General features: G+C 57.2%; 26 protein-coding genes. 6 read left to right on the top strand and 20 right to left on the bottom strand.

The window, feature by feature from the left end:
* Window positions 1-2 precede the first annotated feature (2 nt).
* On the bottom strand, window positions 3-653 hold the full coding sequence (locus CBW65_RS14305) for a transcriptional regulator CcpN (RefSeq protein WP_408646489.1): 651 nt from the start codon (window positions 651-653) through the stop codon (window positions 3-5).
* 181 nt (window positions 654-834) lie between these two features.
* Between CBW65_RS14305 and CBW65_RS14300 the strand changes: the two genes are divergently transcribed.
* Window positions 835-1,254 carry an EamA family transporter gene (locus CBW65_RS14300; protein WP_232463335.1) on the top strand — a complete coding sequence of 140 codons (420 nt, stop codon included), beginning with the start codon at window positions 835-837 and terminating at the stop codon, window positions 1,252-1,254.
* Between the two features lie 87 nt (window positions 1,255-1,341).
* A complete protein-coding gene (gene lgt, locus CBW65_RS14295; RefSeq protein ID WP_087457407.1) occupies window positions 1,342-2,136 on the top strand; it encodes a prolipoprotein diacylglyceryl transferase in 795 nt (264 codons plus the stop codon).
* 46 nt (window positions 2,137-2,182) lie between these two features.
* Here lgt and CBW65_RS14290 read toward each other — a convergent pair whose 3' ends face one another.
* Window positions 2,183-2,368 carry a hypothetical protein gene (locus tag CBW65_RS14290; protein ID WP_087457406.1) on the bottom strand — a complete coding sequence of 62 codons (186 nt, stop codon included), beginning with the start codon at window positions 2,366-2,368 and terminating at the stop codon, window positions 2,183-2,185.
* Between the two features lie 175 nt (window positions 2,369-2,543).
* On the opposite strand from CBW65_RS14290, the gene CBW65_RS14285 reads away from it, so the two are divergent.
* The 4 genes from CBW65_RS14285 to CBW65_RS14270 are packed head-to-tail and all read left to right on the top strand — an operon-like array spanning window position 2,544 to window position 7,507.
* A complete protein-coding gene (locus CBW65_RS14285) occupies window positions 2,544-2,837 on the top strand; it encodes a hypothetical protein (RefSeq protein ID WP_087457405.1) in 294 nt (97 codons plus the stop codon).
* A 17-nt stretch (window positions 2,838-2,854) separates the two neighbouring features.
* The gene (locus CBW65_RS14280; protein ID WP_087457404.1) at window positions 2,855-3,181 is read left to right on the top strand and encodes a hypothetical protein; all 327 of its coding nucleotides are present in this window, start codon (window positions 2,855-2,857) and stop codon (window positions 3,179-3,181) included.
* Window positions 3,178-6,855, top strand: a complete 3,678-nt coding sequence (locus tag CBW65_RS14275; protein WP_087457403.1) for a cupredoxin domain-containing protein — start codon at window positions 3,178-3,180, stop codon at window positions 6,853-6,855. Before CBW65_RS14280 ends, CBW65_RS14275 begins: the two co-directional genes overlap by 4 nt.
* Window positions 6,836-7,507, top strand: a complete 672-nt coding sequence (locus tag CBW65_RS14270) for a hypothetical protein (protein WP_087457402.1) — start codon at window positions 6,836-6,838, stop codon at window positions 7,505-7,507. The genes CBW65_RS14275 and CBW65_RS14270 overlap by 20 nt, the downstream gene beginning before the upstream one ends.
* Before the next feature lie 41 nt (window positions 7,508-7,548).
* On the opposite strand, the gene CBW65_RS14265 is transcribed toward CBW65_RS14270, so the two are convergent.
* The 18 genes from CBW65_RS14265 to CBW65_RS14180 form a co-directional block, all read right to left on the bottom strand.
* Window positions 7,549-8,472, bottom strand: a complete 924-nt coding sequence (locus CBW65_RS14265; protein ID WP_087457401.1) for a hypothetical protein — start codon at window positions 8,470-8,472, stop codon at window positions 7,549-7,551.
* Window positions 8,473-8,622: 150 nt separating this feature from the next.
* A complete protein-coding gene (locus CBW65_RS14260) occupies window positions 8,623-9,138 on the bottom strand; it encodes a DUF4342 domain-containing protein (protein ID WP_157721950.1) in 516 nt (171 codons plus the stop codon).
* 28 nt (window positions 9,139-9,166) lie between these two features.
* A complete protein-coding gene (gene recO, locus CBW65_RS14255) occupies window positions 9,167-9,919 on the bottom strand; it encodes a DNA repair protein RecO (protein ID WP_087457399.1) in 753 nt (250 codons plus the stop codon).
* Between the two features lie 32 nt (window positions 9,920-9,951).
* The gene (locus tag CBW65_RS14250) at window positions 9,952-10,101 is read right to left on the bottom strand and encodes a YqzL family protein (RefSeq protein WP_087457398.1); all 150 of its coding nucleotides are present in this window, start codon (window positions 10,099-10,101) and stop codon (window positions 9,952-9,954) included.
* A 119-nt stretch (window positions 10,102-10,220) separates the two neighbouring features.
* Entirely contained in the window at window positions 10,221-11,144 is a 924-nt protein-coding gene (gene era, locus CBW65_RS14245) for a GTPase Era (RefSeq protein ID WP_087457397.1), read from the bottom strand.
* Window positions 11,141-11,539 (bottom strand): cytidine deaminase, encoded by a 399-nt coding sequence (locus CBW65_RS14240; RefSeq protein ID WP_087457396.1) that lies wholly within the window; start codon window positions 11,537-11,539, stop codon window positions 11,141-11,143. Before CBW65_RS14240 ends, era begins: the two co-directional genes overlap by 4 nt.
* A gap of 6 nt (window positions 11,540-11,545) precedes the next feature.
* Window positions 11,546-12,028 carry a diacylglycerol kinase gene (locus CBW65_RS14235; protein WP_087457395.1) on the bottom strand — a complete coding sequence of 161 codons (483 nt, stop codon included), beginning with the start codon at window positions 12,026-12,028 and terminating at the stop codon, window positions 11,546-11,548.
* An 8-nt stretch (window positions 12,029-12,036) separates the two neighbouring features.
* Window positions 12,037-12,540: an rRNA maturation RNase YbeY gene (gene ybeY, locus CBW65_RS14230; protein ID WP_087457394.1), complete on the bottom strand. Its 504-nt coding sequence runs from the start codon at window positions 12,538-12,540 to the stop codon at window positions 12,037-12,039.
* A 47-nt stretch (window positions 12,541-12,587) separates the two neighbouring features.
* Entirely contained in the window at window positions 12,588-14,687 is a 2,100-nt protein-coding gene (locus CBW65_RS14225; protein WP_232463334.1) for an HD family phosphohydrolase, read from the bottom strand.
* 39 nt (window positions 14,688-14,726) lie between these two features.
* Window positions 14,727-15,689, bottom strand: coding sequence for a PhoH family protein (locus tag CBW65_RS14220; RefSeq protein WP_087457393.1), 963 nt, complete (start codon window positions 15,687-15,689; stop codon window positions 14,727-14,729).
* 30 nt (window positions 15,690-15,719) lie between these two features.
* The gene (yqfD, locus tag CBW65_RS14215) at window positions 15,720-16,928 is read right to left on the bottom strand and encodes a sporulation protein YqfD (protein WP_087457392.1); all 1,209 of its coding nucleotides are present in this window, start codon (window positions 16,926-16,928) and stop codon (window positions 15,720-15,722) included.
* A gap of 21 nt (window positions 16,929-16,949) precedes the next feature.
* Window positions 16,950-17,231, bottom strand: coding sequence for a sporulation protein YqfC (gene yqfC / locus CBW65_RS14210; protein WP_232463333.1), 282 nt, complete (start codon window positions 17,229-17,231; stop codon window positions 16,950-16,952).
* 109 nt (window positions 17,232-17,340) lie between these two features.
* Complete coding sequence (locus CBW65_RS14205) at window positions 17,341-17,760, bottom strand: hypothetical protein (protein WP_087457391.1); 420 nt, start codon at window positions 17,758-17,760, stop codon at window positions 17,341-17,343.
* Between the two features lie 9 nt (window positions 17,761-17,769).
* Entirely contained in the window at window positions 17,770-18,774 is a 1,005-nt protein-coding gene (floA, locus tag CBW65_RS14200) for a flotillin-like protein FloA (RefSeq protein WP_198299622.1), read from the bottom strand.
* Between the two features lie 16 nt (window positions 18,775-18,790).
* Complete coding sequence (locus CBW65_RS14195; RefSeq protein ID WP_087457389.1) at window positions 18,791-20,155, bottom strand: NfeD family protein; 1,365 nt, start codon at window positions 20,153-20,155, stop codon at window positions 18,791-18,793.
* 121 nt (window positions 20,156-20,276) lie between these two features.
* Complete coding sequence (locus CBW65_RS14190) at window positions 20,277-20,720, bottom strand: GatB/YqeY domain-containing protein (RefSeq protein WP_087457388.1); 444 nt, start codon at window positions 20,718-20,720, stop codon at window positions 20,277-20,279.
* A gap of 15 nt (window positions 20,721-20,735) precedes the next feature.
* Window positions 20,736-20,912 (bottom strand): 30S ribosomal protein S21, encoded by a 177-nt coding sequence (gene rpsU / locus CBW65_RS14185; protein WP_038086206.1) that lies wholly within the window; start codon window positions 20,910-20,912, stop codon window positions 20,736-20,738.
* Between the two features lie 171 nt (window positions 20,913-21,083).
* Complete coding sequence (locus tag CBW65_RS14180) at window positions 21,084-22,295, bottom strand: class I SAM-dependent rRNA methyltransferase (protein ID WP_087457387.1); 1,212 nt, start codon at window positions 22,293-22,295, stop codon at window positions 21,084-21,086.
* Window positions 22,296-22,306: the final 11 nt, after the last annotated feature.

Here is a 22,306-nt window from a genome sequence, read left to right as displayed (position 1 = left end):
TCCTACACTTCGTTGATCTCGCCAAGTTCCACAAAGATCTTGGCGATCGTAGTTTTCGTAAAGCGGCCGACCACTTCCAACTGCTTGCCCGCATCATCGAGCGGACGCACGACCGGAATCGAGTCGATCGCATAATCGATCAAGCGCTTCGCCGCTTCGTACACGCTGTCCTCCAGCGACAGGGTCACGATGTTCGGCATCCGCGTCATCGTCAGCGACACCGGCACTTTTTGCGTTTCCTGATTGCCGATGGCCACCTTGAGCAAGTCCTTGCGCGAGATCACGCCGGACAGAATTCCGCCGTCTTTGACCACAAAGATGCTGCCCACATCTTCCATAAACATCGTGACGATCGCGTCATACACCGACGCTTCTTCGTTGATCACGACAGGCACTGACTTGTATTGCTTCACTTTCAGCTTCCGCAGCTGTTCTCCAAAAATCTGCCCGGATTTCTTCCCGGCATAAAAGTAACCGACACGCGGTCGCGCTTCTAAAAAACCGGCCATCGTCAGAATCGCCAGGTCGGGACGCAGCGTCGCCCGGGTCAGCCCCAGTTTCTCTGCGATCTGCTCTCCGGTGATCGGCCCTTCTTCACGGACGATCTCGAGGATTTGCCCTTGGCGTTTGGTCAATTCGATGGTGTCCACCACCTTTTGTTCGCTCGAATGAAATGTGACATACAATATCCTGATCAATGTGCTATATAGTACATCATATTAGAATGTCACCAAATCCGCTATAGTCTAGGTGATGTTTGCACAAAAAGTTTAAATTCTGCCCTTCCTGCACATACCAACAGAAACTGTTGATTGACAAAGGAGGCAGAAATTTGTGTCTTGGCTGATGTATGGATTGCTTTCCGCGCTGTTTGCTTCCTTTGTGGCGATCCTCGGGAAAATCGGGATCAAAGGCATCGACTCCAATGTGGCAACAGCAGTGCGGGCTGTGGTGATGGCGGCGGCGACGCTGCTGTTTATCACCTTTAACGGCACGATCGGGCAGGTGCGAGACATCGCGCTGCGTCCGATGATCTTCATCGTGCTCTCCGGCCTCGCCGGTGCGGCGTCGTGGATGTTTTACTTCGGCGCACTGCAAAATGCGGCCGCTTCCAAAGTCGCCCCGATCGACCGCTTGAGCATCGTGTTCACGCTGATCCTCGCTGCTTTGTTCCTCAAGGAAAAAGTGACGCTGGGCATCGTGGCCGGCTGTGTTCTTATTGTGGTCGGTTCGATCCTGATCGTCAAGGCGTAGTCTCCCCTCGTCTCTTCCTTTCTGCTCCCGAGTCGGCTACAATGTTGGTAGAAAATACTGGCTGCTCGTTCTTGGGAGGTAGAAGCTGTGCATCAAATACTGTTTTACATCGGGGATTTCCCGATCCGTTCCTACGGAACGATCGTCGCGATCGCGATCTTGTTGGCGATCGGACTGGCCACCTATATGGCCAAACAGGAGCGGAAATACGAAGAGCACGTTTCCGGGATGGCGATCTGGGCGATTCTTGGCGCACTGCTTGGGGCGCGGCTCTGGCAGGTGCTCTTTTTCGAATGGGCGTACTATTCGGAGCATCTGCTCGACGTGTTTGCGATCTGGAACGGCGGGATGTCGATCCAGGGCGGGCTGGTCGGCGGCTTTATCGGCGGCGGCTTGTACACGTGGAAGCACAAGATTCACTTCTGGGAGTTCGCCGACATCGTAGCGCCGGGCATCATTTTGGGACAAGCGGTCGGCCGCATCGCCTGCTTCATGAACGGCGATGCGTATGGCTCTCCCACCGGCAGCGATTTTGGCCTCGTCTATCCGGAAGGCACGATCGCCCATGCCGAGTTCGGCTCGCAGCCGCTCTGGCCGGCCGAAGTCTGGGAAGGGCAATGGGACCTGATCGTGCTGGCGCTCTTGTTCCTGTTTAAGATGCGCCGCTTGCCAACCGGCTACCTGTTCTTGGCCTACAACATCTTGTACTCGGCAGGCCGGTTTGCCCTCGAGTTCCTGCGCGGCGATACGGACCGCTTCGCCGGGCTGACGGCGGCGCAGTGGACCTCCCTCGCCGTGATGGTGCTGGCGGCAGCGTTTATGCTGTACCTGCGTTTCCGTCCGGCGAAGACCAGTGCGCCAAAACAGGCGGAGACCGCCTAAAAGAACAAAAGTGGCATCCCGATGCGGGATGTCACTTTTTTGTTGCTTACGTGTCTGCCTCTTCCAGGTCCGTTTCTTCCGAAACGGCTTCATCGCCGCCGTCCGTCCATTTGTGGAGGAGTTCATGCAGCGATTTCGGCATATGATCCTGCTTAACATGGGACTTCAAGAGCTCCAGCAGCTCTTTTTTGGAGTGCGCGTCCAATTTCAAGCCTATTCGCTTGCGATCCATTTCGGGCCACCCCCTCTCCTCGTTAGTAATACCAATATGCAGCAGCCCGTGCGCCTGTCAGGTACAGGCATCTATTTTTCAAGGAATGAGAACAAATACACAGGCGGCACCTCCATTTGTCCCATACAATGCGAATAACCGTATGCGATCTTCTTAGGAAAGGAGACCTGTTTACATGAATGAAGCCAATCGCGTGCTTCCGGAGAACCAACTGTTCGCCGACCTGCTGGGACAAGAGATCCTGCTGACCACCGTGTCTGACCAGTTAAACATCATGGGACAGACCTTTCGCCCTATTTTCTGCGGCCGTCTCGTGGAAGTCACAGACGGCATCATCACCTTAGACCCCGTGATCATCAAGATGAATAATGCTCCGTTTCACCGCTTCCCCACTCCATTGCAATTTCCGATTGAGCGCATCTCCAATTTCCTGCCTTTTGACTGCGGCACCCGTTTCCCTATCCCCTGATCAGAGGAGGACTGCCCATGCCCACTCCCTTTAATCAAGCCGGCCAGCCGGTCAATGAGCTGCGCCGCCGCGATGTTGTCCTCGCCTTTCAAGAAGCGGCAGGACGGCGCGCTTTTATTCTGATCAACCCGTTTCCGTTTATGGTGATCGGCGAAATCGTCGGTGTGGCCAACGATTATCTGCAGCTGATCATCGAAACGACGTCGATCACCGAGCTCGAAGGCAGGACGATCAACCTGCACATTGACGAAGTGGAAGTGTTTTATATCGAAGGGGATGGCCCGCCGATCCCGCGCATCGAAAATGAACCTGGCCGGCATACGAAGCGTGGCGATGGCGCTTGAAACGCTTTTTCCATATCGTCGCGATCCAGATCCGCATCGTGGTCAACAAGTTTGGCGAGCACGATCCCAACGGGATGATGTACGTGCTGAAAGAAAACGAAGCAAAGGTCAAACAGCTTGTCGCCGCCAATCCTTTCGCTCCGGTCGATCTGGTTGAGCCGCTGACGATCCGCGCCAATGTCGGGGACGAGATCGAAGTGCTGTTTGAAAATGAGCTGCCGTTCGCGACTTCGATGCACATTCAGCGCGCCGAGTACGACGTGCAGACGTCTGACGGCGCTTTTGTCGGATGCAATGAAAACTCGACAGCGCCGCCCTGCGGACCCGGCGCGTTTCAAGTCTACCGCTGGAAGGTGATCCGCGAAGGCATCCACATTTTCACCGACCTCGGCAACCCGCTCTCCAGCGAGCTTGGCAGCAACCTGCACGGCCTGTTCGGAGCTTTGATCGTCCAGCCCAAAGGCTCGTGGTGGACCGACCCGGTCACCGGCGGCGAACTGCCGAGCGGTCTGTATGCCGATCTGCACCACCCGCTGCTGCCGTCCTTCCGGGAGTACGCCTTTTTCTTCCATGATGAGATGGAGATCAAAGACCTGACCGGCAACAAGCCGATCTCGCCGCACACGCAGCAAGAAGTGACCGTCCACTCGATCTCCTACCGCAGCGAGCCCGAGCACAACCGGATGCATCTGCTCCATGCCGGTCTCGTCGGGCCGGGCTGCGAAGGCGAGGAGGTGCATCACGATTCCTGGGTGTTTGGCGACCCTGCGACGCCGATCCTGCGCTCTTATGTCGGCGATCCGCTGAAGATCCGCGTGATTCACGGCGGCGTCAAAGAAACGCACGTCTTTCATTACCACGTCCACCAGTGGCTGTTCGAAGTGGAGGACCCCGATTCGGAGATCATCGACTCACAGGCGATCTCGCCGCAGAATTTTTATACCGTTTCCCCGCTGTACGGAGCGGGCAGCCTGCAAGGGGCGATTGGCGACATCATCATTCACTGCCATCTCTATCCGCACTTTATGGACGGCATGTGGGGGATGCAGCGGATCTTCAATACGCTGCAGGACGGCAGCCAGTGCTACCCGAACGGAGAGCCGATCCTGGCGCTGCAACCGCTGCCCGACCGTCCGCTTCCGCCGCTGCCAACGCCGGAACGCCCCGGATTCCCCAATTTCATCCCCGGCATCGTCGGCTGCAAAGCGCCCCGCCCGCCGCTTGGGATCATCGGGGAAGGCGCGCGCGAATCGACGGAGCTGGAGGAGAATCAGTATGCGCCCAACGCGTTGCCCGGCGCGGTGTTCGTCAATCCGACCCGCCCCGATACGCCGCTGCGGGAATATGACCTCGTCCTGATCGAAATGCCGATCATCTACAACAAGGAAGGCTGGTACGACCCGCACGGACGGCTCTATGTGCTGGCCGAAGATGAAGCAGATGTGCGCGCCGGGCGCAAACCGCCCGAACCGCTCGTCATCCGCGCCAATGCCGGTGACTGTGTGCGCCTGACCTGCACCAACAAAACGCCGGAGGTCATCGGCGGCAATGCCTTTCAACTGGCGATTCGCACGTATGAAGCGGCGACCCACATCCATTTTGTCAAATTCGACCCGCTTGTCGCCGACGGGGCAAATGTCGGCTGGAACTACGACTCCAGCGTGTTGCCCGGCCAGACCATTCAGTACCAGTGGTATGCCGATGTGGAACTGAAAGGAACGTTCTTCCATGACCATCTGTTCGCCAACACCATTCAGAACCACGGCGTGTTTGGCAGCATCAACATCGAACCGCGCGGCTCGATCTATCTCGATCCGCACACGGGCGAAGAGGTTCGCTCCGGCACGCAGGCGATGATCGTCAATCCGCTGGTGCCGAACTTCCGGGAATTCACCTTGTTTGTGCACGACTTCGCGATGCTGTTTGACAAACAGGACTGTCCGCTCAATCCGCCGCCTTTTTCCGGCTCGCATGAAGACCCTGGCGTGATGGGCATCAACTACCGCAATGAGCCGCTGCAGTTCCGTTTGGCTCAGCCGGACTGCGACCCGGCGTATGTGTTTTCTTCTTATCTGCACGGAGACCCGGTGACACCGCTTTTGGAGACGTACAATGGTGACCCGGTCCGCATCCGTCTGTTGCAAGGCGCACATGAGGAGTCGCACAGCTTTAACCTGCACCGCCAGCGCTGGCATCGCGAACGGCGCGATTTGGATTCGGAGATCGTCCAGCAGCAGCATATCGGCATCTCCGAGTCGTTTACGTTTGAATTTGCAATCGAAGGCCACGGAGATTTTGACATGCTGTATCATTTCGGGTCGGTCGACGATCTGTGGCTTGGCAACTGGGGAATCATGCGCTCGTTCCAAGAACGGGTTCCGCACTTGCTGCCGCTGCCCGACCGCCCTGCTCCGCCGGTGCGGACGCATCCGCTGCCAAGGCCAACGGGAGCCCGACCGCCAAAAGCGGCGCATCCGGGCCAGCCGGGGCCGCCCGGTGCGCCGGTCAGACGTTATGAAGTGGCGGCGATCAATGCCGATCTGATCTACAACGCGGCGGGCGATCACGATCCGCATGGCCTGATTTTTACACTGGCCAAGGATGTGGAGGCGATTCACGCCGGGCTGCTCAATCCGGAACCGCTGATTCTGCGCGGGAATGTCGGCGAAGTGGTGGAAGTGACGTTGCACAACCAGTTGAGCGGCGAGTTCCACCACCACGGAATTCATGGTTATCCGCAGGTGCCGGTCGACGCGTTTTTCCCGCCTTCGCGCCGCATTTCGCTGCATGCGCAGCTCGTTGATTACGATGTGCGCGGGTCGGACGGCGCGACGGTTGGATTTAACCCGGATCAGACGATCGGCCCCGGCGAGCGCATCACCTACCGCTGGTATCTCGATCGCAATATCGGCTCGTGCAACCTCTGGGACATGGCCGATGTGCGCAACCACCGCCACCACGGGGCGTTTGGCGTTCTGATCACCGAAGCAAAAGGCTCTCGGGTGCTCGACCCGGCCACGCGGCAGGAGGCGGACGCCGGGAGCCAGGCGATCATCGCTCACCCGCTGCTGGGCGAGATGCGCGAGTTCGTGCTTTTGATGCATGACGGAGTGCGGCTGCTCGACAAAGCAGATCGGCTGATTCTCGATCCGGAGCCGATCCTGGTCGAAGAGGGACTCGAAGGGCTGGAGGACTTTGAAGATCAAGGTTCGCGCGGCTTCAACTACCGCTCGGAGCGGATCATTCACCGACTGCGCCGGACATTCGATCCCGCCGCCGTCTTCTCCTCGCAGGTGCATGGCGATCCGGCAACACCTGTCTTCTATGCCTATGCTGGCGATCCGGTGACCGTGAGGTTCGTCTTCCCGGCCGACCGGGCGCGCGGGCATGCCTTCCACATTCACGGGCATACGTGGCTGCGCAGCCCGCAGGATCTCCACTCCACGATCGTGCCGGTGAAGGGTCAAAACACCGTCGGGACGGCCGACAGCTTCTACCTGACCTTTGGAGCGGGCGGGATGCTGGCGATTCCGGGCGACTATCTGTACCGTTCCGGCAACATCCGCTGGGACATTGAGCTGGGGATGTGGGGCATCATGCGGGTGCTCGGCGACAAACTGCCGTTTTTGGCTCCGCTGGAAGGGGGGAGTTGTGATGATGAGTCCAAATCATGAGGAACCGCGCTATTCGTCGCCGACTTCCCCTCTGCCGGCGGAAGCAGCCGATCAGTTGCGGATGTGCATCGAAACGGCCAATGAGCTGCTGCGGACGCTGAGCATTCGGCGCGATCCGAACTTTTTCTACCGGCTGATGCTGCGCTTGCGGGAACTGCGCGGGAGGCTGGTGCGGGTCGACGTGGAATGCCAAGAAGAGCCACACCATCTGCTTGGTCTCTTGCAAGATGTCGGGCGGGACTTTATCCGGCTGAACCAGGTCGGGCAGAGCGTGTTTGTCCCCTTCCCGCGCCTGGCAAAATTGACTCGGGAAACGTCTGCCGAACAGGAAGCAGCGCATGGCATGAGCGGCGGCGGACATCATGGTGCAGAGCTCGCCGATGCTGACCCCGAGCTGCGGCGCAATCTGGTGCTGAATTTCGGGAGGGTGGTCTCGTGCAGCCCAGAGCTGATCAACTTGTTTCTTGGCATTCCGCTGTACTTGCAGCTGTTGCATCATGTTGGCAACAAGGTGGTTGTGGTGACAGCAGGGGATGAAGTCAAAGGGGTGCTCTGCGAGTCGGAAGCAGGCCGGATTCAGGTGCGGACCGGTGAGCAGGTGCTGGAACAGGTGAAGTTGCAGGAGATCTGTTATCTAAAGCTGCTGCACTAACTAAAAAAAGGCGAGGCACGCGGAGTGCCTCGCCTTTTTTGTTAGTCTTCATCCTCTTCACAGTTCTGCCATTCGATTTTTTTGATGTGTTCGTGGAGCAGGGTGACCAACGTTTTATCTTCTTGAAGCAGATCGACGTAGTCGGTGCCGACGCCGCAGATCGTTCCGGTTGCGAAGCCGGTGTCAGCTTCGATCTTCACGCGGCGGCCTTTGGCGCGGAACAAGTGGAAGTTCAGGTTGCCGGTCAGACCGCCCAGCCGCAGCTGGATGCGATGGTCGCAATGATAATGCGGCACGTGGGTCGGAATGCAGCAGTGATGCGAGGCCAGCAGATGATTGGGACGGAACAAAAACGGCTCGCAGGGATGGCCGAAGTTGTGACCCTGGCAGAAAGATGGTTGATGCGCTTGGAATGGTCCGCAATGTGCTTGCATGCCGAGATGGCCGCGTTGGTTGTGGGATTGAGATTCGGTACACTTGCATTCATAGTTGCCGCTCCCGCAGCTGCAAGTTTGATGACTTGGCTTCTGCTGACCGCATCTGCAGTTCTTGCTTCCGCAGTTGCAGGTTGATGAGCACGGTTGTTGCTGTCCACAACGGCAGTTGTTACCGCTGCAGCCGCACTCTTGGCCGGGCCGGGGCTGGAACTTCATCCGACGGCGGCCGGACGGAGTCTGGCCGGTCTGCATGTCCATGCCAGACTGCTGCTGCTCCGGTTCCTCCTCTTCCTGCACCTCGTACGAATCCTCCCATTCATCGGCCAACTCTTCGACGATCTCTTCCAGAATCTCTTCCACAACTTCCGCTCGATCTGCTCCCTTTTTGGCGTGAGCGTGCTTTTCTAACAGCTCCGAGATGGTGGCACACAGGTCAAGATGCTTGTTCTGATCCCGCATCACATCAAACAGATTTTCAAAATCATGCCGGGTCAGTGGCTGCCGGAGTCGCAGCTTTCTTTTTCCCACACAAATTCACCACCTTTTTCTGGTTGTACTACTTTCATATGAAAATCGGCCGTTTGCTGAAAGGTACACCCACACACGCACAAAAAAAAGGCAGCCGCCGCACTCGATCTGCGGCAACTGCCTTTGCTGATTTGCTGATGTCCGATAAGATTATGCCTCGACGCGCTCCAGACTCGCCATCTTCCCGGAGGAAAGCGACGGCGTGACCGGAATCGAATCGCTCGACTCATGATGTACATTCACAACGCCCGGACGGTGCCCCGTGTCGGCATCTTGCTTCTTCCGCTTGTCGATGACGATCTCATAGCGCGCCGCCACTGCGGCAGCCGCACCGGCCACCGTCAGATACGGGAAGATCATCGCGCCGACCACGCCGACCGCCGCCGGGATGGTCAGCACCGTTTGTCCGTCGCGGATCACGCGGATGCTCGACGCTTGTCCAGTGCGGACGGCGTCCTGCACCTTGTGGAGCAGGTCTTTGCCCATCACCTGCATCCGTTCTTCGACCTGCCCAACCACGCCGGTGTCGGCCGTGCGGTTTTCCAGATCGATGCATGCCCGCACGACATTGCCTTCGTTTTGCTCCAGCAGGTCGTACGCCTCGCGGTAGGAAATCTGAAACCGTTTGCGCAAAATGTCCACTTTCTCCAGCATCGGGTCTGTCATTCTGATCACTCCTCCACATCGGCTTCGACTAAAGATCATATTTATGGAGTTGTTCCAAAAACGCACGAGACTTGAACGTCACACCGCTGTACTCGTCGATGTAATGCTTCAGCACCTTGCCGAGCTGCCGCCGCACATCGTCGCCTACGTTCACTTCGCCTAAACGCCGCACATCCATCGCTTGAAACGTGCGGAGCAGTTTCAACGTCACCGGCTTGATCCAGATCGCCCGCTCGTCTGACGAATGGCAGTTCCCGCACAGCGGACCGCCATGCATGATCGAGAAGCGCAGCGCTTGCTCCACCGGCTGAAAACAATGCGCACAATGATACAGTTCCGGTCGAATCCCGGCCAGATCCAGCATTTTCATCTCACAAAGCCGCACGACGATCTCCGGGTCCTTGCCGTCCTCCAAATGAGATAGCAAGGTCAGCACTAACAGAAATACGCCTTGCGAGGGTTCGCGCTCCTCCACAAAGCGGTCTGCCAGCTCTACCACGTAGGAGGCATATGCTGCTTTGAACAAATCCTCCCGAATCGCCCGAAACGACTCATTCAGCTCCGCTTGTATAATGGTGCCCATCCCGCGTCCTTCACCGATCGCAATCATATACGTGCCGTATGCGAACGGTTGGGAAACCGAGCTCAGCTGGCTCTGCGGTTTCTTCGCCCCGCGCGCCATCGCCCCGATTTTCCCCTGCGTATCGGACAGCAGTGTCAGAATCTTGTTGCTCTCCCCGTAATCGACTGTGCGCAGCACAATCGCTTCCACTTTTTTCATCGGACAGCCTCTTTCGTTCGGTCAAGCAAGCGCTATTCCGTGCGTGCCTCCATCTCCGGTTCGAAGCTCTGATTGGTTGTTTCGCAACCACAGTCCTGGTTCAAGTTCTGACATGCTTTATAGAGAAGATAGGCATCAATCTCACCTGTACTCTCGAAATATCGCCACGAAAAATCTCTCATGCAGCTCATCCTTTCTTCCAAGAGTGAGGTTCTGCCAAACATCGTAACTCTATAGTTCGCAATCGACCTTTACCCTATACTATGGAAATGCTGTCAGAAATGATTGTGTGAATGACCTCTTACTCCTCTGTAAATCCGAAGTTGCGCAGCATGTGTTCGCGGTTGCGCCAGTCTGCTTTCACTTTTACCCACAGCTCCAAGTACACTTTCGAACCCATCAGTTTTTCAATGTCCAGACGGGCCATCTGCCCGACTTTTTTCAGCACGGAGCCTTGCTTGCCGATGATGATCGCCTTTTGCGAATCCCGTTCCGTGTAGATCGCCGCATGGATGTACAGCATGTTGCGGTCTTCTTTCAACTGCATCTGCTCGACTTCCACCGCCACAGAGTGCGGCACTTCCTCGCGCGTCAGGTGCAGGACTTTCTCGCGGATCAGCTCTGCGACGATAAAGCGCTCCGGATGGTCGGTCAGCTGATCGGGCGGATAGTAAAACGGCCCTTCCGGCAGCAGGTCGAGGATCAAGTCGCGCATCCGCACCACGTTGTCGCCTTTCACCGCCGAGATCGGGATGATCTCCGTAAACGGGAACGCGTCTTTGTAGGAAGTGATGATTTCAAGCAACTTCTGCTTGTCTTCAATCAGGTCGATCTTGTTGATCACCAGATAGATCGGCGTGTCTTTTTTGACATCTTTCAAGATCTCGATAATGTATTCATCGCCTGCGCCTTTGGGCATCGTGGCATCCACTAAGAACAGCACCGCTTCCACTTCGCGCAGTGTCTGCACCGCGATCTTGACCATGTGCTCGCCCAAGCGGTGTTTCGGTTTATGTATGCCGGGGGTGTCCATGAAAATGATCTGGCTGTTTTCATGCGTGACGACCCCGTGAATCCGGTTGCGTGTCGTTTGCGGCTTGTCGGCGGTAATCGCCACCTTCTGGCCCACCATGTAGTTCATCAGCGTGGATTTCCCTACATTCGGACGTCCGACGATGGCAATAAAGCCGGAGCGTGTTTTTTGCTTGGTCTCTTGACTGGTCACTCCACAAAATCCTCCTTTTGGAATGCAAATGGCAGCAGTTCGCCGACCGACGTTTCCCGCAGCGAATCTTTTAAGTTCGACAGGATGACCGGCGTGTCGGCTGTGCAAAACTCGGCCATCACTTGACGGCATGAGCCGCATGGCGATACCGGGCCGTCCGTATCTGCAACCACAGCAATCTTTTGTATCTTAGCTTTCCCTTCTGACACCGCTTTAAAGATCGCAGTTCGCTCGGCACAGCAGCAGAGCGGGAAGGCCGCGTTTTCGATGTTGCATCCGGTGACGATCTCCCCGTCTTCGAGCAAAAGCGCCGCTCCAACCGGGAATTTGGAGTACGGGACGTACGCTTTTTCCCGCGCGCCTTTCGCCAATTTTACCAGTTCCAAGTGTTCCATCTCGGCTCACCCCTGTTTTTTAGATCGTGTGTAGGCCCGCCATGAGATCAAGAGCAGCACCAGCATGCCCAGCGGAATGAAGGCGACGTACACCGCCATCTCCCCCGTGTCATCCAAGTCGCGCAGCTTGAGCGGGAATAATTTGTCAAAGAAGACAAAAAAACCGACTATCACCGCGTGCACTGCCGTCAGCAGGACGGCTGCTGCCGCCACATCTTTGGCAATTTTGGCGAGCGGATGATAGTCGCTGGTCGCAAGGTCGACAACCGCCTCGATCGCCGTGTTGAACAACTCGGCGGCTACGACCGCGATGATCGAAAAGAATACCAGCACGATCTCCAGTTTGCTGAGATCAAGCACCAGACTCAAAATCATAGCACCCAGCGCAACCACAAAATGAATCCGCATGTTGCGCTGGGTGGTCAAGGCATGCGTCATGCCTTCAATCGCGTATGAAAAGCTCATGAGGAGCTTGTTGCCTTTAAACATCCCGGGCTTCACCCCCGCGTGATTCCCGCAGCCTCCATGATGGTGTCCTGACGCGAGAACATCTCTTTCTCCTCTTCTTCCGTGCCGTGGTCGTAGCCAACCAAGTGCAGGAAACCATGCACGGCCAGAAACGCCAGTTCGCGCTCCAAGCTGTGCCCGTACTCCTCCGCCTGACGCTTGGCGGTCGGCACGGAGATGATGATGTCACCGAGCATATCTTCCGTCTCCAGCTCCGCTGCATCCTCCGGGTCGAAGAAGATCTCCGGCTCGCCGGCGCCTTCCTCCATCATCGCAAACGACAAGACGTCGGTCGGCGCGTCTTTGCCGCGATAGGTGCGGTTGAGCTCATGAATCGCTTCGTCGTCGACCAGCGAGATCACCACTTCGCCGGTTGAGATGTTTTCGTGGCGCGCTGCATGCTCGATCGCTTTGTTCAGGACTTCGGTGACGGCAAATTCGAACTGTTCTCCGTACTCGTCGAGGATTTCTACTGTGATATTGACAGGTTCCATAGCTGTGACTCCTTCAACATGCGACTTGAGAGATAGGCTTGACGGGTTTAGTTTGTCTTTGGCAGTTCCGGATATTCAATCCGCGCGTGATAGATGCCGTTGAGCGTGCGCAAAAAGGCATCGGCGATCTTGTCGAGATCTTTCAGCGTCAGGTCACACTCGTCGAGCTGCCCGTCGTTCAAGCGGTCTTTGAAAATCTTGTGAATCACCGACTCGATGCGGTTGGGCGTCGGGCGGTTCATCGAGCGCACGGCCGCTTCGACCGCGTCGCAGAGCATGACGATCGCCGCTTCTTTGAACTGCGGCTTCGGCCCGTCATAGCGGAAGTCGTCAACGTTGACCGACCCGCTTTTGTCCTGCTCCAGCGCTTTGTTGTAGAAGTACCAGAGGATCGTCGTGCCGTGGTGCTGCTCGCAGATGTCGCGGATTGGCTTGGGCAGGCGGTGTTCCTCCTGCATCTCCAGCCCGTCGCGCACATGCGAGGTGATGATCAGATGCGACAAGCTTGGCGCGACTTTGTCATGCGGATTGTCTTTGGACAACTGGTTCTCGATGAAGAACAACGGACGCTTCATCTTGCCCACGTCATGATAATACGCCCCGACCCGGCAGAGCAGCGGGTCGGCTCCCACCACTTCGGCCGCCGCTTCGGCGAGGTTGCCGACGATCAGCGAGTGGTGGTAGGTGCCCGGCGCTTCCATCAGCAGCTTCTTGAGCAGCGGATGGTTGGGGTTGGACAGTTCGAGCAGCGAGATCGGCGTCAGGATGCCAAACGAGCTTTCCAGGAACGGCAGCACGCCGATCGTAACCACCGCCGTAAAGACGCCGGAGATGATGCCAAAGAGCAGAGATTGCAAGTATTGGCTCACTTCCGTGCCTGACGAGCCCAAGGCCTGCATCACCGTGATCGTGATCAGGTTGATCCCGGCGATGATAAACCCGGCGCGCATGATCACCATGCGGTGCTTGACGCGGGATACGGCAAACGTGCCGACCAGCCCCGCGATAAACGACACAAACACAAACTGAAACTTCGAATCGAACGCCACGCCGGTGAACATCGCAAACAGGAAGGCGAGCAGAATGCCCAGCTGCGTGTCGAACAAGATCGTCACCAGCATCGTGCCCATCGCCACCGGCGTCAGATAGCCGATCGTGGCAAAGCCGAGCGACTCGCCGAGCGACAGCACCTTCATCCCGGCTGCGGTCAGCACGATGATGATCGCGAGGCAGAGCAGGAGCAGGTTGTTTTTGCCGACTTTCGATCCGGTCATCTCCAGATAGAAGGCGAGCACCAGCACCGACAGCACGATAAATCCGGCAAACCCGAAATACATCAGGTAGTTCGGCTCTTCATCGGTCAGCTTGAGGTCTTTCAGTTTGGAGTACGTCGCTTCGTCAATGCGCTCCCCTTCTTTGACGATGATCTCACCCATGTAGATCATCGTCGGCGAAACGTTTTGCATCGCTTCCTGACGCTTGTTCTCCGTCTCGTCCTTGTCGTAGATCATGTTTGGACGGATCACCGTCTTGACCAGCTCGCGGACGACCATCCGCTGATCCCGGCCGAGTTCCGAATAGCCGAGCTGAGCATCGAGCTTGGTGTCGATCACCGGCATCGTCTCTTCATAGATCTCCTCAGAGTAGATGTTTTCCGCGATGCGCACCGCTTCTTTGTTCATGCCCGGCAAGCTGTCAACAGGGACGGCTAGGAAGCTCTTCAACTGCTCTTCCTTGACCATCGCCTGCAGGTTGGCTTTGCGGATCGCTTCCAGCTTGTCCGCTTCGGTAAAAGCGGGATCATCCTGCACCCGCTCCACCGTTTCGAAAAATTTGTTCAGGTTCTCAACCGCCCGCTGCTCCACGGCGGTGTCCCGGTTGTACTGACGGGTGATCTTGCCCGCCGCCTCTTCGCGGGCCAGTTCGGTCGCCCGCTTGTCGACGGCGTCGGTCGGCGCCTTGATCTGCTTTTCAGCAATCGAGCCGACATGGTAGTCGTAACGTTCCGGCAGCACGTTGCCGATAAAAAGAAAATAAAGGAGCACCGAGAGAACGACATAGATCGTCACCCGCAAGGAGCGGCTTTTTTTGGTTTCCGGACTAAGTGTGATCTGTCGAATATGCCTCAGCAGATTGCTCCTCATCATGGCTTCTTCTCCTTACCTTTTCCTTGCCGGGTCAAACGCTCAACCTTGCTCGACGTCGTAAGCCGCGATGATCTTCTGCACCAGGTGATGGCGCACAACGTCCTGCTCGGTCAAGAAGATGAACGAAATGTCCTCGACTTTTTTCAAGATGCGAACTGCTTCGTTCAAACCGGACAGTTTGCCCCGCGGCAGGTCGATTTGGGTCACGTCCCCTGTGACGACCATTTTCGACCCAAAACCAAGCCGCGTCAAGAACATTTTCATCTGCTCCGGCGTGGTGTTCTGCGCTTCGTCCATGATCACGAAGGAATCCTCCAGCGTCCGCCCCCGCATATACGCGAGCGGCGCGACTTCGATAATCCCGCGCTCCATGTATTTGGCGGTGTTCTCCGGCCCCAGCACGTCGTACAATGCATCGTAGAGCGGACGGAGATACGGATCGACCTTCTCCTGCAAGTCGCCCGGCAGGAAGCCGAGGTTCTCGCCCGCTTCCACCGCCGGACGGGTCAGGACGAGCTTTTTCACTTCGCCTTTCTTCAGCGCGGTGACCGCCATGACGACAGCGAGGTACGTTTTCCCCGTGCCGGCCGGCCCGATGCCAAAGACGATGTCGCGCTTCTTGATCGAGTGGATGTAGTCGCGCTGGCCAAGCGTTTTGATGCGGATCGATTTGCCTTTGTAGGTGACGGCGATCTCTTCGTTGTACAGCTCGAGGAGCTGTTCGGCAGAACCCGTTCCCGCCAGCTTGATCGCATAAGCCACGTCGCGCTCTTTGATCACTTGACCCTTGCGGATCAGCTTGAGCAGGACGGAGAACAGGCTCTCCAGCACTTCGATCTCTTCCTTCTCCCCGGTCATCGTGATCTCGACGCCGCGCACATGAATCTTGGTGGCAAACGCGCCTTCGATTTGCTTGAGATGGGCATCATGAGGGCCAAACAGTTGCGTCGCCTCATGGTTATCTTGCAAAGCCAGCTTTTTTACGATCGGTTGGTTGTCCAATCCAGGATTCCACTCCTTTGATGAGAGCTTCTATTTTGTCGGTTCGGCCGGCGGAGGTGCCGGCGTGTATCCTTGCGGTTTGCCGATGTTTTCCAGTACTTCGCTAAAGACTTCTACCTCTAAATTACCATCTTTTATGGTGCTCCGCAAAACTTTTTGTGTGGTGAACTTCCCGTCCTCTCCAATTTTGCCCTGAAGATCCATTCTTGCCAGCCGAAGCGCTTCTTTTTCAGCCTGCTCCTGAGTTAAGGTCACTTTTTCTTCGCTGACCTCATGATAGGTCGAATGGCGGAGCTGAATCGGGAAGACAAAGTCACCGATTTTCAGCGCCTTGTCCTCGGAGATCTCCTCCGTCTGCTCATACGGGACCTTGCCATAGCCCCAGATCTGCACCGGATGGCCCCAGAAGGTCAGGAAATGCTTTTTCACCGCTTCTCCGGTAAACGCTTTGCGGGTCGTGTTCAGCGGTACGGTGAGCTTGGACGTGTACCAGACGGCCGCTTTGACGACGCCGGTGGCATGCACGTTGGTCTTGCCGTCGATCAAGGCGCCGGAGATCAGCACCTGGCCCGGTTTGACGAACGTCTCGCGCTTGACGGCCGCCACGCCACGATGGGCCTGAATCTGCTTGACCACCCCTTGTTTGGTGGCGACGATGTTTTGCGGCACTGTCGACGGCGGTTGCACGCCGGGGATCTTTTCCACGACTTGGATCGTGATTTTTGTGCCTTGAATCTGGATCCCCGTCCAGACGAGCTCGGGGACTTTGTCCAACATTTGATTCTGCAAAATGTCGGTGTCGGGCAGTTTGCCGATCATCACGCCCGGGTGAATCCCGATCTCCGACGCCGCCTGCAAAATGCGCTCTTCCTGCACCTCTTTCAGATCGCCGGTCACCTGCACCTCCCAGACGAACGCGGTCAGCGTGTAGAGCGCGGCGAGGAAGGTCAGGGCGCCTGCGACGAAAAATTTTCGCCGCCACGCCCGCCAAGCCAGAAAAGGCACCCCCAGTTTGCGTTCAAAATGAATGCGCGTGCGCGTCTTGCTGAGCAGTCCGCGCAGCGCCCTGACATCCTCCCGGTGCATGCGCAAGCGGTAGACGTGTTCCCGCACCTGTTTGATCTCCCAAAACAGAATGCCCTGTTCTGTCGCCCGATTGAGCAGTTCCGGGATGCGTTCGCCACGCAAGGTCACGACGACGTAGCCCCGCCAAAAATCAAGCAGCCACCTTCCTACCATGAGCGTTCCTCCTGTTACGGCTTATTCTTTGTATTGGATGCCAGAGATGTTTCCTTCGATCACTACTTCGGCAGGAAAGATCGCTTTGATCGTCAATTCCTTGCCATGCACGTACAGTTCGCCTTGGGACAACGCCAGGCGAAGCAAGTCATCTCGAAACTCTTTGACACCGCGATAATTCTCCACATACAGTTGCAGTCCACCGATGAGGGTGATGCGGGGCAGATCGAGGACTGAGTCTTTTGGCACGTCTAACATTTCAGCGGCCAGTTTTTGTACTCGTTGACGCCACTTGGTGCGCACAGCGGTCACCCTCCTTTTCTATGTACATATGCTGGAAACACCCTTGCTAGTACGAAGACAAACAAAAGGAGAGACCCCCTTTTCCTGAGAAAAGAAGGTCTCTCCTGATTTATTTGCGCCCTCCCGGACGCCATGGTTGTTTCGCACGCGGCTCGCTGAGCACCTCGCGCAAGATCAAGGCGTTGCGGAGGTTCTGGCGGCTCGTGAGCCCCGCAGTGTCTGCAGACGGCGCAGGAGGCTGCCCGGCGCGCTTAGACGGCGCTGCCGGGCCTCTGGCGCCGCTGCTCATGCGCGGGGCAGGAGCGGGCGCAGAGACGTGCTCAGACGGGGGCGACTCCGCCGGAACGGCAACCGCCGTTTGCTGCGGATCTGTTACTGCGTTGAGCAATTCCTCCAGCCTATCCTGCCATGGCTTAGGCTTCGGCTTTGCGGATTCGCTGCGGTCGGCTTCATGCTTGATCCGTTTCAAGATGTTCCAGAGGACGCCGCCCAGAACGATCACGACCCATCCAAATTGGAAAAACTCCATCTGTATCACCTACTTCTTGGTGAGGTCTCCGCCCCCTGATTTGTCATCGCCGTTCAGGCCGGAGAAGGAACTGCGCATCTCCGTGTCGGCCATCAGGTTCTGCAGGTTCAGGTAGTCGACCGCGCCGAGCTTGCCGGTGCGCAGGGCTTCGGCCATCGCGCGCGGCACTTCCGATTCGGCTTCCACAACTTTTGCGCGCATCTCTTCGACGTACGCTTTCATCTCCTGCTCGCGGGCGACCGCCATCGCACGGCGCTCTTCCGCTTTCGCCTGGGCGATGCGCTTGTCTGCTTCCGCCTGGTCGGTCTGCAGCTCCGCCCCGATGTTTTTGCCGACATCGACGTCGGCGATGTCGATGGAGAGGATTTCAAATGCCGTGCCTGCATCCAGCCCTTTGGTCAAGACGGTCTGCGAGATCTTATCCGGGTTCTCCAATACTTGCTTGTGCGACTCGGCCGAACCGATCGTCGTGACGATGCCTTCGCCGACGCGGGCGAGGATCGTTTCTTCCCCGGCGCCGCCGACGAGTCGCTCAATGTTGGCGCGCACGGTGACGCGGGCGCGGACTTTCACTTCGATGCCGTCTTTGGCGACCGCTGCGACGATCGGCGTTTCGATGACACGCGGGTTGACCGACATCTGCACCGCTTCCAGCACGTCGCGCCCGGCGAGGTCGATCGCCGCCGCCCGTTCAAATGCCAGGTTGATGTCGGCGCGCTCCGCTGCGATCAGCGCATTGACGACGCGGTCGACGTTCCCTCCGGCGAGAAAATGGCTTTCCAACTGATTGGTGGTCAGGTTCAGACCCGCCTTATGCGCTTTGATCAGCGGGTTGACGATGCGCGACGGAATCACGCGACGCAAACGCATCCCGATCAAAGTGAAGATCGACACGCGCACGCCGGACGCCCACGCGGAAATATACAGCATAACAGGCACAAATGTAAAAATAACAGCCAATAAGATGACACCGATCGCAATCAGGACTAACATCCCGACAAGCGTTGCATCCATCAAAAATCTCCTCCTTCTACTCTTGCTCCTCGTCTTCTTGGACGGGGATCACCTTGTTCGCATCCCCGGCCACTTGGCGCACGACGATGCGCGTGCCTTCGATCAGCACGATCTGGACGTCCGTATCGACCGGCAGCCAGTTGCCTTCGCTGACCACGTCAAAGCGCTGCCCGTGGAACACCGCCGTCCCGGACGGCCGCAGCGGCGTGACCGTGCGCCCGGTCTGGTACATCATGTGGCGGTAGCTTTTCGCCGGCACATAGCCGTCCGCTTTTTCCTGCTGGTCGGTGAGGATGATCTTCTTCCACATCCCGAGGTGCCCAAAATATTTAAAGAGCACCGCGCCCAGCACCACCGACAGGATGATCGCAAACAGCATCGCTTTCAGCCCGTAGGACGTGTCATGCGCCGCCAGCACCACCCCGGAGCCCAGCGCGATCACACCCAGCGCCCCGACGATGCCAAATCCGGCGACAAAGATCTCCGCGATCATCAGCACCACGCCGGCCACAAAGAGGATCACCGACTCCCAGCCCGCAAATCCGGCCGCCATATGCCCCCAGAAATACAAGGCCAGACTGCCCGCGCCGATCACGCCTGGGAACAATTTGCCCGGCACGACGATCTCCCACGTCAAGCCCATCAGCCCGATCACCAGCAACAGTGGGATCACCAGCGGCTGGGTGACAAAACGTCCGATCCGCTCCGACAAGGTCGGCTGGTAGACGTGCGTCGGTGCATCCTCGTACCCGTAATGGGCCAGCGCTGCGTTCAGGTCAGGAAAAATTCCATCGGCCAGCTTGTGCTGCACCGCCTGCTCCGCCGACAGCGAGATCAGTTCGCCTTTCTCTTTCACGCCCGGGATCTCGACATTGCGGTCGACCATCCCGGAGACGATCTTCGTGTCGCGCCCCGTATGCTCGGCGGCGGCGATCATCTCCGCCCGCCAGAACGCGACCACTTTCGGGTCGGCCTGCTCGCCATCGCCTTGCCGGACTTCGGCCGCGCCGATCGTCGCTCCCGGCGCCATCGCCAGCTGCGGGGCGTTCAGCGCGATGTAGGAGCCGGCCGAGATCGCTTTGCTCTGCACGTAGGCGATCACCGGAATGTCCGAGCCGCGGATCAGTTCCCCGATCTCCATCGCCGCGTCGACCCGGCCGCCCAGCGTGTCGATGTCGAGCACGATCGCCCGTGCCGATTCTTCCTCCGCGAGTTGGAATGCCCGGCGCAGCGAGGCGGTCAGGCCGGTCTCGATCTCATTTTCCACCGGTATGACGTAAACGCTTCCTTCCTCCGCTGCCTGTGCAGCAGGCGAGGATAGTCCTGCCCAGGACATCAGCGTCAGCAAACAGATGATGAGACTCAGGAATAGCCGCTTCATTTTATTGCGCCTCCTTCCCTTTTAGAATGTGCACCTTTCTATACGAACCATATGGCAAAAAGTTGCTGAAAAAAGCAAAAAGCCATATGCCCAATTGGGCACATGGCTTTTGTTCGAATCATTATTGGAGTTCTGCTTGCACCACTTGGTTCACGAGCTTGCCATCGGCACGCCCCTTCACCTTGGGCATCAGCGCGGACATGAGCTTACCCATGTCCTTCTTTCCAGCAGCGCCGGTCTCCGCGATGACTTCCTTGACGATAGCACGGACCTCATCTTCGGACAATTGCGCCGGAAGATAATCCATCAGGACTGCAATCTCCTGGTTAACATCATCAATCAAATCCTGGCGGCCTGCAGATTCAAATGCTTGGAGGGAATCACGACGTTGTTTGAGTTCGCGATTCAATACGGCGATCACATCATCGTCTGAAAGCGTCGTCTTACTATCGATCTCAGCGTTCTTGATAGCCGTCCGAACCATGCGAATAACCGACAAGCGGACTTTGTCTTTATCCTTCATCGCTTGTTTCATCTCATTGGTAAGGCGTTCGGTTAGACTCATGGTAAAACTGCCTCCTTAGTATTTCTTCTTCTTGCGAGCAGCCTCGGATTTTTTCTTGCGGGCTACGCTGGGCTTTTCGTAATGTTTGCGCTTCTTGACTTCCGCGAGGATACCGTCCTTAGCGGTCGCACGCTTAAATCTACGAAGTGCGCTATCCAAAGATTCATTCTTACGAACCTTGACTTCTGACACCTTGATTTCCCTCCCTCCGCCAAGCAACTACATACCGGATCTAACATCCGGTAGACAAGAGAGCAGACAATAGTCCGTCAAAAAACATTATAGTATAGCCGCAAAAACAATGTCAACTGACGGGCAAGCTCGTTGCCCTACAATTATAGTGCATCGCCACGTTTTAGTAAACTATTTTCGGCTTCGCACTTCGAATACGGCGAATTTCAAATAATTATTTTCATCCATGCCGTGGATTTTCGGATGGTCGCGTCCGGCGGTGCGGAATTCCACGAGGCGCAGAATTTTTTTCGCATCGATCGCCGCTTCCTGGATCGTTTCCAGGAACAGTTCCGGGTGCATGTGATAGGAGCAGGAAGCGGTGATCAAAAAGCCGCGCTCTTTGACCAGCTTCATCCCGCGCAGGTTGATCTCCTTGTACCCGCGCACCGCACCGGCCACCGCATGCTTGGACTTGGCAAACGCCGGCGGGTCGAGGATGACCGCGTCCCACTGTCTGCCTTCCTTCTCCCACTCGCGCAGCTGCTCAAACGCATCGGCGACAACAAATTCAAAATCGGCGTCGTCCTCCATCCCGTTGATCTCCACGTTGCGAATCGCCGTGTCGATCGCGTGCTCGGAGATGTCGAGGCAGGTGATCTGCTTCGCGCCAAACGCCGCCGCATGCACCGTAAACGACCCGGTGTGCGAGAAGCATTCCAGCACCGATGCGCCGGGCTTGCCGTCCACGCCAGTCTGCACATAATCTTTGATCGCGGCGCGGTTCTCCTGCTGGTCGAAAAAGTAGCCGGTCTTCTGCCCGCCCACCACGTCGACGATCATCTTCAGGCCGTTTTCCTGAATCACGATCGTCTCGTCCAACTCGCCGTGTAACAGCCCTGTCGTCTGCTCCAGGCCTTCCAGTTCGCGCACCCCGACATCGCTGCGCTCATAGATCGCTTTCGGCTTCACGACCGCCAGCAGGGCGCTGATGATCTCCTGCTTGCGGACCTCCATGCCCAGCGAGAGGATTTGCACGACAAGCGTGTCGCCAAATTTATCGACGACCAAGCCCGGCAAAAAGTCGGCTTCCCCGTAGACCAGACGGCAGCCGCCCGTGTCGTGAAGCATGCGCTGGCGATAGTCGTACGCTTCCTGGATGCGGCGGACAAAATACGCCTCGTTGATCTCCTCTTCCGGATTGTACGTCATCACGCGCACTTGAATCTGCGAGCGCGGGTTGAAGTACCCTTTCGCCAAAAACATGCCGTTGTTGGCGTGGACGGTGACGATGTCCCCCGGATTCGGCTCGCCTTCGATGCGGGCGATCTCGCCTTTGAACACCCAGGGGTGTCCTGCTTCTAAGCGCTTTTTGCGCTTTTTGTTCAGATAAACGCTGGCCATAGTGACAGATC

Origin of the sequence: Tumebacillus avium (assembly GCF_002162355.1) — a bacterium.
GTDB classification, from domain to species: domain Bacteria; phylum Bacillota; class Bacilli; order Tumebacillales; family Tumebacillaceae; genus Tumebacillus_A; species Tumebacillus_A avium.
The sequence above is the reverse complement of the archived record's forward strand: the minus strand, read 5'-3'. Positions and strand labels throughout refer to the sequence as shown.